The sequence below is a fragment of the Andreprevotia chitinilytica DSM 18519 genome (assembly GCF_000711875.1).
Lineage (GTDB): Bacteria > Pseudomonadota > Gammaproteobacteria > Burkholderiales > Chitinibacteraceae > Andreprevotia > Andreprevotia chitinilytica.
In genome coordinates this window covers 1-9,775 of sequence record NZ_JONM01000048.1, presented here as the reverse complement: position 1 = coordinate 9,775, position 9,775 = coordinate 1, and the positions used below count along the sequence as shown (strand labels likewise).

The window sequence follows — 9,775 nt, the reverse complement described above, 5'->3', positions numbered from 1 at the left end:
ACGATGGGCGCGACCGAGTACCTCGGCAACGCGGGCGCGCTGGCAGATACCACCGCCACCACCGCCTCCGACGGCACCGTCACCCTCTCTGCCGCCACCGACTGGGGCAGCAAGATCGTTGGTGCAGCTGAACGCAGCGCCATCAGCGCCGGCGTGCAAACGGTGGTGTACGGCGGCAGCTTCAAGACCGCGTTCGTGAACAGCCTCGCTGTGAATGAAAGTGCGCTGGCGGCGAACTTCATCGGGGCCAAGTTCAACGGCGACGAAAACAGCTGGGGTGAAGCCGGCAGCACAGGTCATGTGCTGGCTCACGCCGTACTCGGCTGCGCGACAGCAGCGGTAACGGGTGGCAGCTGCAGCAGCGGAGCAATCGGTGCCGCCGCCTCGGCACTGGTCAACCCGCTGATCAAGGGTGACACCCAGATCAACCCGGAAACGGGCCAGCTGGAATACACCACGGGCAGCAAGATTCTGCTGACCAGCACTTCCGTCATCGCTGGCGCGCTGGCTGCAGAAGCGACCGGCAAAGACCTCAACACCGCCATGTCTGCGGCGCAGAACGAGGTCACGAACAACCGCCTGACCCAACCGCAACTGGATGCCTACGATGCGCGCTACAGCAAGGCATCGCTGAACGACCGCGCCAAGATCGTTGCGGAGGCCAATCAGACGAGTGCTGCGGATGACGCGCAACTGAAGAAAATCGAAAATATGGCAGACCTGCAGCATGCCAGTGCGATTTCACAATGCGCGGGGGATTTCGGCTGCATTGCGACGGCCAATCAGAAATACCAGCAGTTTGTAGATTCGGTGAACAGCTACAAGCAGAACAACTTTGATGGCTATGTGCCGCCTGACCGGGGCACTGAGCTGCTTAAATTAGGCGCCAACGTTGTAATTGGCACAGGGGAAGCTGCGATCAACTTACCGGTGAACGGCGTTGCTGCTGCGCCGGGCGACCCCGGCTATATTTCGTTGCCGAAGGTTGCCTATCGCGACCCGAGCGTTCAGTCGTTGGAAGCGCCGGTGATGCTGGGTAGCAGCTTGTTGTTGCCGATGCTGAAAACTTCATTTGGGTCGACTGCTGAAATTGCAGCTGGGATTGAAGATATTAATGGTGTCGGTTTTGGGGTTGGAGTGAAGCGATATGCATACACTCCGCAAGGAACCATTTTCACCCAAACGCTACCTGACTCATGCGTAGCCGCAGCTTGCCGAATGAAAATTAGTGATATCGGGCTGCAGGTTCCGGAAGCGTATTTGAGAAGTGACCTTGGCTGGGTGTCCGGTGAGGGTGCTTCCTTCAGAAATATCCCCGGTGCTTTAGCAATTCCGGAAAACGGTGGTCTGACTGCGACCTTTAGCCGTGACTCGCTGAAGTTGTCTCAGCTTAGAGATTCGATTAGTCAGAATGGCTCTGCCATTGCGAATGTGAATGGGCATGCAGTTGTTGTTGATAGCATTAGCAACGGTGTCGTATACATTCGTGATCCCTTGTTAGGGGCGTACGGTGTGTCTGCAAAAGATTTTCTGAAGGCATGGAGTAACAACAATCGAGTTACTGTTACCTTCCCGTAAAGGAATAGTTATGGAAGAGAAGTTTGATTTGATTTGTAAGTCGAAATTTCGCTTGGCGGAAGATCGATTTTCGAGGCTGTGCAGAGTCGATCCAGTAGGTCGTTTGATAGGTGCAGATCAGGCTGTTGGTGATGATGGCTTTCTGGGGGTTAGTCTTTCTATTGTCGAGTCGCTTTGGCTGGCAAAGGCCTTGAAGCGACTAGGAGTAGACGTTTACCCGGTTGCGGAACGATATAAAGTTGGGCATGTGCCGAGTTCTGAAGCTATGAAAGCTGCACAACATTTTGTTGCTGATGAGCGGGTGCGACGCCCCGAGCTGAATCTGGCCGATGCAGTTGAGATTTCTTTGCCCTGGCCGTTGTCTGCAACCGCGTATGGATTCATTTCGAAATCAGAAGAAATGAAAAGGGATGATATTGCACCTGCTGGGATTACCATTTCCGTAGATCGTGTCGGTGGAAATGTATTGCAGCCCTATGAGTTGTTGGATTTTGAGCTGAAGGGCCTGTTGATTGAATAAGGGAAATCAGGTTGCCATTGAGCTTTTTTCTCCACCAAATGCACCGATTTACTCGCATTTGATCCCGGTCGTGGAATATTTGTTGTCACGTGGACATTCAAGTAAAGGGGAGCCGCTTTGGAGGGATTCTCCAGATGGTTGGCTATGTACTTTGATTGGACAGCCAGATTTGCCGGTTCTGCTGAGTGTCTTTTCTTTTCCTGACACAATGGTGGTGAATGAACAGGGGATTTTTGATGGCGGATCAAGGACGAAAATATTATTTCGTAATCGTTAGGGCATAGCGCGTTGGTTGGGCTAAATGAAATGCAGCCAACATTGGCAGCCAAATCACCAATGTTGAGTTTCACACTGTTCTGTCCTGCCTGAGAGGTGTTTATTATGACTGTTGAAGATTCCAGCTTGGTAGATGGTCTTGGAATTTCAAAGCGTGATGGTAAGGGAGTTCTTACCATTGCTGATCATTTGGACTGGCAAGATGAGAGTATGCATTTTGCACTCTTGGAGAAGAAGATTGGTAGGTACCTGAGCTTCATAAAGAGTGGGCAGTTCCTCGAGGTGCTACCAAACTCTCAAGGTCGCGCGATACGGATAGAGCTCATATATCAGCATCAACCGAGTGAGGAAGCTTCAAGGTTCTTGGGCGCAGCAAAGAAGCAACTTGATGCGATGGGCGTTGAGTTCGCATACAGTGCGCTGCCCGAGAATTGCTAGTGCCAAAAAATTAGTTGCCCAGACTTAACAAAGCAGGGGTATTGATTCGAGATGTTAATGGTGAGATTCATTGATGAAACGTCCCGTTTTCTTTTGTAAGTCATGGTTTCGCGCTAAAAAGCGTCCGACCGAGGTTTGGACGGAGGCACAAGCGAAAGCGGCTCACGGGCGCAAGCAGTACTACACTGCTCTTTTAGATTCTACTGAACGTCCTTATTGTTTCTTGGAGGTTACGGAAAAGGCTGTGGGAGTCAGTTTTCTTGATGATCACTTGCGGGAATCATTGTCGTACGCCTTCCAAGAAGTTGAACCCGATAGGTTATTTCTTACAATGGCGACCTACCGTGAATTTGAAAAAAAATCTGATAGGGTGGTCTCGGGAACATCCTATATCTTTGGGAGAAATGGCGAGGTTCAAATTCGACGCGAGCACTTTAATCCACACTCGGTAGAGGTGGCGAATACAACAGCTGATGTTGTGCACAACTATACGGACTTTCCCAAGTTTGGAGAGTACGACGATTTGATTCGCGTTGAACGTGGATAAAGAAAATAATCTCGTCGCAATAATTGCACCCCCCAGCAATCCGTCTGAGTTGCCGTCGGAGGGGGGCTGGGCCGCAGTGGAGAAACGGCTGGGCGTTTCTCTTCCTGATGATTACAAGAGGTTCATTGAGACTTATGGGTCTGGGTGCATAGGACGGTTTTTATGGATCTTTAATCCATTCTCCAAGAACCAAAACTTAAACCTTGAAAGACAGATTGTGACGCAAGCTAAAGTCTTGGAGGAACTACAAACCTATGGCGAGGTTATGCCCTTCAAATCATTTCCTGAACAGGAAGGCATTTTGCCATTTGGTATTACCGATAACGGGGACTTGTTGTTTTGGCGGACGATAGGCCGCCCAGATGACTGGTCTATCGTTGTCAACGAGGCGCGCTCCCCCGAGTGGGAAGATTTTAATCTTTCAATAAGCGAGTTCTTGACCGAGATTCTGAAGCGCCAATTGGTTTGCAACTGTTTCCCAAAAAGCTTTCCGAGCTTGCCTCTAAGCTATGAGGCTAGCGCGTAGGTTGGGCTAAATGAAATGCAGCCCAACATTAGTAGCAAAATCGCCAATGTTGGACTCCGCGCTTTTCCTGTTGCCGATGCAAATAAATACACCTCCACCTATTCTCTTTCACACTTAATCCTAATGGATTTACTTGGCGAACTTATGAGTCTGTTGTACAAAATCCCGCTGTGCCACAGCTGAAGAAAGGAGGGTTCTGATATGTCGCACAGGCCGTATAGCGCGAGGCCAAAAGCTGGGCAGATTTTTCTTGATCTGGTGGCACATATTGCAACACGTGGTTGGTATATGTTGTCCCGCGGTGATGACGAGGCAGATTCAGTGCTCTGCGTGTCTTTTCATGTGCATCCAGATGATGCTGATCGCGTTGCGCTGCTTCTTTATTCTGCGATTGAAGGCTTCTCAGGAAAGACGCAATGGGTGCTCAATCGAAATCAACATAACCGGTTTTTTCTAACCTCTACGAAAGCAATGAGTGTTTATGAAAAGAAAAAATCGCTTGCCGATATGGAGAGGGAAATCGTGACTACATGGCCCGAACTGGGGCAACAGACCGCTACGGACTTGTTGACCCTTTCTGATGTTGTTTATGAAAACTTCCTAAGCTCGTCGGATTAAAAAGTAAATCTGGGTGCCACAATGAACTATATGTGCATTAAGTGGGTTCATTCTTTTGTATCAGAACCGGTGCTTATCTATAGCGAGATTGATGATGAGCGTTGGGAGTTGCGGAAGATGGAAATATATGCAGATGGGCGCATCGGTTTTGCGAATCGCTCAGATTCAGGCGGAGGTTCGGGCCTTAGCACTGAGCCTCTTCCATCCTTGGCGGAAATTGCTACTGATCCACAATTCAAGCCTGTTGAAATAGATCAAGCAGAATTTGAACGAGTCTGGCTAAACCATGTGAAATCGGGTAACAATTGATATGCACCAAAGAACCATTGCGACATTAGCTGAACTTGACGGCGTGGACTGGTTTACAAACGTTGGCAGGCATGACTCTGAGCAAGTCGCGTATGTGCCTACGTGGAAAGATGCAGTTGAAAGTTGCGAGAGCGAAGAGTGGGGGTCTCTCTGTCAGGAAGCTACAAATCGATACAGATCAAAATTGATCGAGCGTGATGCCGCCCGTTTCCGCGAGTGGAATTCGCTCATACGAGAGATGAAGCTAACAACCATGCCTCTAGTACTGCAAAAGACGAAGGGCGTTGTCGATGCTAATCAGCTTCCGAAAGGATTCATTGATACGGTGCAATGGGATATTTTGCATTTGTGCATGGAGTCAGAGTTTGCGGATGTATTTCCCCCCGGTTTCTTTGCGAGCCAAGCCTACTGGTATTTGAAAGGGCATTTTCCTTGCGGGTGGGAAGGGGACTTTCCAAGCGGCAGGTTGATAGTTTTTTGATTTGCTTTCCCGTTCTACCAGCCCCCGGAAATTGCATTCGGGGGCTTTTTATTGCTTGTTAACCACACAACCAAAAAGGCCAGCGCCTTCTCAGCGCTGGCCCAATGCCCTCAAATCTAACGCCGATCCGTAATCCGATTCGTGGTTGGCGTTACCCAAAGCCGTTGCACTGTCTCGTAGCGGGTTGTATCCAGCCCGAAGTGCCATTCCTCCGATAGGAATACGCCCACCCGCGCCAGCGCATGCAGATCAGATTCCGGCTCGGCGATGCTGACCATTGCGCGGAACACGCTGCCTAACTGGGCGATGCGATCTAGGCCGATGTCGGCAATGTTGTTGAGATCGTTGATGGCCGGCTTGGGTGGGATTGGTAGGTCGTGAGGATTAGCCATGACCGCCTCCAATCCGCGTGTAACGCGTACTGAGTGAAGCCGTTAGGCGATCAGCGAACGGCGGCAATGCCAGCATTGCGGTGTGGTGCCGCTCTGCAAGTCGGCGGCCATCGCGTGCTAATTGGTAGCCGACGCTGCGCTGGTCGATCAGGGAAGTGAGAATAGTAAAAATCTGGTCAAGCTCCGCGAAGCCATCACGGGCTTGTGCGATGAGATGACCGGGGTCGGGTGGTGCGGGGGTGCTATGGGGGGAGTTGGGCATAAGAGCCTCCTTGATGAGCGGTGAGGCCCACCATCCCGCTGTCAACGAGGTGGCAGGCACTAGGCAAGGTGACAGACCGGCATCAAGGAACCGGCGCACCCGAAGGTGCCCTCACCTAGGCCCACCAATGCAGAAGGCGTGCGAAGGTGTTGCAGACAAAAAAACGACCGCGTGCAGCGGCTTGTCTGCCTTGATGAACGGGCTGTCAGTCCCGGTTGCGCAACTCGCGCAACGGGTTCAAGTATTCCGCACCCATTCCGGCTTGGTCAAGAACGTTTGCCCGTCAAATTCGGATGCCGACGCCGATCTAAAACTGCCCTACACCCATTCGACTCGCGACCGCGAATCAAAAAATCCCACCCGTCCGCCAACAACTCCCAGGCCCGCCCGTTGTCGCTCCGGCATTCCACCTCGAACTGCCGACCGCGCATCAAAAACGGCCAGCATTGCGCCAAAGACTGCCGACATCGGATGTAAAACATCCGGTGTCGGCCGAAATAGCTCGGACCCCCGTCGTTTCATCGGCGAATCGGAAACAGCCTCGACGCAAGGCATTTGAAACTCCCGGCATGGCGCGCGATGCCATGCCAGGGGTTCCGTCGATTGGCCGTCTATTGGATAAGGTGATGGACCGGTTTATCAGTTCGCGGGAAGCCCGTTCGCCTGCCGCACCAGCTGGAACAGGTGATCGGGACGCACCACCACGTAGTCGGAGCTCAGCGAATTCTTCACGTCGAGGAAGCTGCTCGGCGTCACGCCCTGCCACGGCTGCGCCTGGATGACCAGGAACAATGGCGAGGTGCGGTTCCAGCCGCTGGCACCAGAAGCGATGAAGCTCTTGATGTAGTCCTCAGTGGCGCAGTAGTTGCATGTCAATGCCTCGCTGGGCAACTTGCCGCCGAAGATCGTCAGGCCGCCGCCGGTATTCTGCGAGGTGAGGCCCAAAAGCGACGGCGCATTGGTCGCATAGCTCTGGCCGACGTTGGCATTGATGCCGCCGATGATGGTGTTCCATACCGTGATCACCCTGAAGCCCGCGCGCTTGAGGTAGTCGTCGGTCTTGGCGACGAACTGGTCGAGCTGGGTCTCGCTCGGCCAATTGTTCGGGTACGTGTAGCCGTAGCCCGAGGGGCCGGAGAGCAGCTCGTCGTTGCTGGTTGCGGTCGACCAGTAGTAGTTGAGCGCGCCCGGCATCGCATCCAGCATCGCCGGTGACATGGTCCAGCCCATCGGCACTTGGCCGCGGCCCGGATCGTTCCATAGTTTGCGCGCCAGATGCTCGACGTACTGCAGGTTGTCGCCGTCGGAAAGGATGAAGGCGACGTAGATCTTGTTCTGCAGCGCCGGCGTGGGTGGTATCGCCTTCGGCGTCACGGTGCGCGGCATGCCGCTGTGCAGCGTGAGGTTGGTGGCGTAGTCGGAAGCGACGGTGGCGATGCCATATTGCGAGGCGGCGGTCACGCCCGAGCCCTCTTCCGGCCACCATCCCATGTACACCGTGCCCGCGCCCATCGACGACAGGAAGCTGTTCAAGAGCGTGCTTTCGGCCGGCACACGCGGATCGAGCCACACCATTGCGGCGCCGATCGCGCCCGCATACTCGCGCGAAGATGCGAGGACACCGGTGGGTGAAAGGCCGAACAATACCTTGTGGGTCAGGCTGGGCCAGTAGACGTTGTAGAGGTCCTGGTAGACCGCCAGCTTGTTGGCATATTTGCCGCGCAAATCCATCAGGATCGGCAGGCTGTACGGCGCGGCGGTCAACGTTGTCGCTTCAGAAGGCGATACGACCAGCGCTTTCCTGCCGACAGCCAGCGTGCCGGCCAGATTGATGGTATCGCGCAGGGTGTCGTCATAAACGATCAGGCCGGATATCTCGCTTCTGTACTTGGTGATCAAGCTCCAGTTGTTCGATACCGAGTTGTAGCCCAGGCCCAGCGATTGCAGCCAGGTGTACTGCCCTTCGGCAAACTGATCTCCTTCGTAGGAGAAGATGCGCGGCTGGGTCGCGTTCACGAGCGCTTTGAGCGAGGCGAACATCGTCATGTCGTCCTGGCCCTTGTTGCGGTCGATGCTGACGCTGGCGACCTTGATGTAGGCGCCGCCCATCCAGTACACGCGCAGCTCCAACTGGTGGCCGTCCGCCGGCATGGTGAAGGCCAGCGGGAAGTCGACGTAGCTGCTGGCGGCCGTGAACTGCTGGCGCGTGATGGTCTGCGAGGCCAAGGACGCGCCGGTGGTGGCGTCGCGTACATCGATCTCCACCTGCGGGTTGTTGTCCGCGGTGTTGTTATCAATCTTGATACTGAAGTGTGCGGTATTCGGGCCGGACGGCGTATTGGTGTCGTAGGGGCCGTAGACCATGTACAGGTTGGGCGCGTCGATGCCGGTCTGGCACAGCCAACCATCGCCGTCATTGTGGCCGGTGGCATGAGAGGCCGCCGAGCTTGTAGCTGCCCATACCGTCGGCGCAGCGTTCAGGATGATGAGATCCTGCGTTGCCGCGGGTGCAGGGAAGCTCGGCAACAACTGACCGGCCGGCCAGGTGATCTTGGTTGTCGGCGTTGGCGTGGGGGGTGGTGCCGGCGTCGGCGTAGGGGTTGGTGTCGGTGCGGGCGTCGGCGCGGTGCCGCCGCACTGGCCGGCGGTGATCTGGTTCCAGGCGCTCTGCCAAGCCCAGCCCGTACCCGGATCGTAGGCGCCGCCTTGCGAGCACCAGCCGCCTACCGTGCACTGGTAGTAGTTGCCACTGTTGGTGACTTTGTCGCCAGTATTGTAGGTATGGCCGCTCACATACTGCGTGCAGGAGCCCGTGGGGGCCGGCGCAGGTGCCGGTGTTGGCGTTGGAGTCGGAGTGGGCGCGGGCGCGGGAGCCGGGGCAGGTGTCGGCATGGCGCCGCAGGCACCACTGGATATCCACGGTTGGCCGCTGCCCGAGGAGCCGTTGTTGGTGGACGGGTTCTGGTTCTGCGTCCAGAAGGCGGCGGTATAGTTCACGCTGCTGTAGCTGATCTGGGCGCCGCTGTTATAGGCGGTTGCGCTGTTCCATGCCGCATAGCAGGCGGTGGTGGAATCCTGGGATGCCCAGCCGCAAGCGGCGAGCATGCCCGTACCCAAGCCTGCAATCAGGCTTTGCAAAGCCGTTTTCTTCATCTTCGTCTCCTCGTTGTTTTGATTGAGCAAATGGAGGCTTAGGCCTTCTCAATTTGCGTCGCCTTTATGAAAGCGCTTTCAACTCTGGTGCATAGTAATGCGGCCGGGGCATTAATGAAAACCCTTTCATGACATCCGACGGCAACTTTTCTGCTGAAATATCAATAAGGTATTGCGCTCGAGCAGGAAGCTAAGCGATGCCCACAACAACGTCCGTCATCTGGAAACGACTGCGGGCCGGCAGCAAGGCCGGGTTGCGTCGTTGTGCAGCGTAACGGCGATAGCGCGTAGGTTGGGCTAAATGAAATGCAGCCCAACGCCTGCCATGCGCGAATCGCCAAGATTGTTGGGCTTCGCTGCGTGTTCAGCCGGGAGACATAGGTAACACTTGTCGGGAGACATGGGTAACACCTTTTATGATCATCGCCTTACCATTCACAGGAGCAGGCGATGCCTTGGAAGGAGTATTCCACCATGTCCTCACGCCACGAATTCGTCTTGCTGGCCCAAGCCCCTGGCGCCAATGTCCGTGCGCTGTGCCACGCCTTCAACATCAGCCCCAAGACCGGCTACAAATGGCTGGCCCGCTTCGCTGAACACGGCGCCGCCGGGTTGCAGGATCGCTCCCGCCGACCCCTGCACTCTCCGGCACGCAGCAGCAGCGCGCTGGAAGCC

At 54.9% G+C, this 9,775-nt stretch carries 12 protein-coding genes; 9 read left to right on the top strand and 3 right to left on the bottom strand.

The window, feature by feature from the left end; translation table 11 throughout:
• The 8 genes from BR41_RS21400 to BR41_RS21375 all read left to right on the top strand — a co-directional run.
• On the top strand, positions 1-1,578 hold a 1,578-nt coding region (locus tag BR41_RS21400; protein WP_211251831.1), incomplete at its 5' end, for a DUF637 domain-containing protein.
• 10 nt (positions 1,579-1,588) lie between these two features.
• Positions 1,589-2,098, top strand: a complete 510-nt coding sequence (locus tag BR41_RS21395; protein WP_035061395.1) for a hypothetical protein — start codon at positions 1,589-1,591, stop codon at positions 2,096-2,098.
• Positions 2,099-2,479: 381 nt separating this feature from the next.
• Entirely contained in the window at positions 2,480-2,812 is a 333-nt protein-coding gene (locus BR41_RS21390) for a DUF6572 domain-containing protein (RefSeq protein ID WP_051711574.1), read from the top strand.
• Positions 2,813-2,885: 73 nt separating this feature from the next.
• Positions 2,886-3,359, top strand: coding sequence for a hypothetical protein (locus tag BR41_RS24455; protein WP_035061393.1), 474 nt, complete (start codon positions 2,886-2,888; stop codon positions 3,357-3,359).
• The gene (locus BR41_RS21380) at positions 3,352-3,885 is read left to right on the top strand and encodes an SMI1/KNR4 family protein (RefSeq protein ID WP_051711572.1); all 534 of its coding nucleotides are present in this window, start codon (positions 3,352-3,354) and stop codon (positions 3,883-3,885) included. Before BR41_RS24455 ends, BR41_RS21380 begins: the two co-directional genes overlap by 8 nt.
• 201 nt (positions 3,886-4,086) lie before the next feature.
• Positions 4,087-4,503, top strand: coding sequence for a hypothetical protein (locus BR41_RS24450; RefSeq protein ID WP_156970863.1), 417 nt, complete (start codon positions 4,087-4,089; stop codon positions 4,501-4,503).
• Positions 4,504-4,524: 21 nt separating this feature from the next.
• On the top strand, positions 4,525-4,812 hold the full coding sequence (locus BR41_RS23860; protein ID WP_084187511.1) for a DUF6881 domain-containing protein: 288 nt from the start codon (positions 4,525-4,527) through the stop codon (positions 4,810-4,812).
• A 1-nt stretch (position 4,813) separates the two neighbouring features.
• Positions 4,814-5,293, top strand: a complete 480-nt coding sequence (locus BR41_RS21375; RefSeq protein WP_035061391.1) for a hypothetical protein — start codon at positions 4,814-4,816, stop codon at positions 5,291-5,293.
• A gap of 116 nt (positions 5,294-5,409) precedes the next feature.
• Here the strand turns inward: BR41_RS21375 and BR41_RS21370 are convergent, their stop codons facing one another.
• The 3 genes from BR41_RS21370 to BR41_RS21365 all read right to left on the bottom strand — a co-directional run bounded on the left by BR41_RS21370 (position 5,410) and on the right by BR41_RS21365 (position 9,100).
• Positions 5,410-5,685, bottom strand: a complete 276-nt coding sequence (locus BR41_RS21370; RefSeq protein ID WP_035061389.1) for a hypothetical protein — start codon at positions 5,683-5,685, stop codon at positions 5,410-5,412.
• The gene (locus BR41_RS24445) at positions 5,678-5,947 is read right to left on the bottom strand and encodes a hypothetical protein (RefSeq protein WP_156970861.1); all 270 of its coding nucleotides are present in this window, start codon (positions 5,945-5,947) and stop codon (positions 5,678-5,680) included. The genes BR41_RS21370 and BR41_RS24445 overlap by 8 nt, the downstream gene beginning before the upstream one ends.
• 639 nt (positions 5,948-6,586) lie before the next feature.
• Positions 6,587-9,100 (bottom strand): GxGYxYP domain-containing protein, encoded by a 2,514-nt coding sequence (locus tag BR41_RS21365; RefSeq protein ID WP_156970859.1) that lies wholly within the window; start codon positions 9,098-9,100, stop codon positions 6,587-6,589.
• A gap of 450 nt (positions 9,101-9,550) precedes the next feature.
• Between BR41_RS21365 and BR41_RS21360 the strand changes: the two genes are divergently transcribed.
• Positions 9,551-9,775 (top strand): helix-turn-helix domain-containing protein (locus BR41_RS21360; RefSeq protein WP_156970857.1); only part of this gene is annotated, 225 nt, incomplete at its 3' end.

What these genes read in the sequence shown, in the direction of transcription:
- BR41_RS24455 (WP_035061393.1), top strand. Translation starts at nt 2,886, where the DNA reads ATGAAACGTCCCGTTTTCTTTTGTAAGTCATGGTTTCGCGCTAAAAAG.
- BR41_RS21390 (WP_051711574.1), top strand. Translation starts at nt 2,480, where the DNA reads ATGACTGTTGAAGATTCCAGCTTGGTAGATGGTCTTGGAATTTCAAAG.
- BR41_RS23860 (WP_084187511.1), top strand. Translation starts at nt 4,525, where the DNA reads ATGAACTATATGTGCATTAAGTGGGTTCATTCTTTTGTATCAGAACCG.
- BR41_RS21395 (WP_035061395.1), top strand. Translation starts at nt 1,589, where the DNA reads ATGGAAGAGAAGTTTGATTTGATTTGTAAGTCGAAATTTCGCTTGGCG.
- BR41_RS21375 (WP_035061391.1), top strand. Translation starts at nt 4,814, where the DNA reads ATGCACCAAAGAACCATTGCGACATTAGCTGAACTTGACGGCGTGGAC.
- BR41_RS21365 (WP_156970859.1), bottom strand. Translation starts at nt 9,100, where the DNA reads ATGAAGAAAACGGCTTTGCAAAGCCTGATTGCAGGCTTGGGTACGGGC.
- BR41_RS21370 (WP_035061389.1), bottom strand. Translation starts at nt 5,685, where the DNA reads ATGGCTAATCCTCACGACCTACCAATCCCACCCAAGCCGGCCATCAAC.
- BR41_RS24445 (WP_156970861.1), bottom strand. Translation starts at nt 5,947, where the DNA reads ATGCCCAACTCCCCCCATAGCACCCCCGCACCACCCGACCCCGGTCAT.
- BR41_RS24450 (WP_156970863.1), top strand. Translation starts at nt 4,087, where the DNA reads ATGTCGCACAGGCCGTATAGCGCGAGGCCAAAAGCTGGGCAGATTTTT.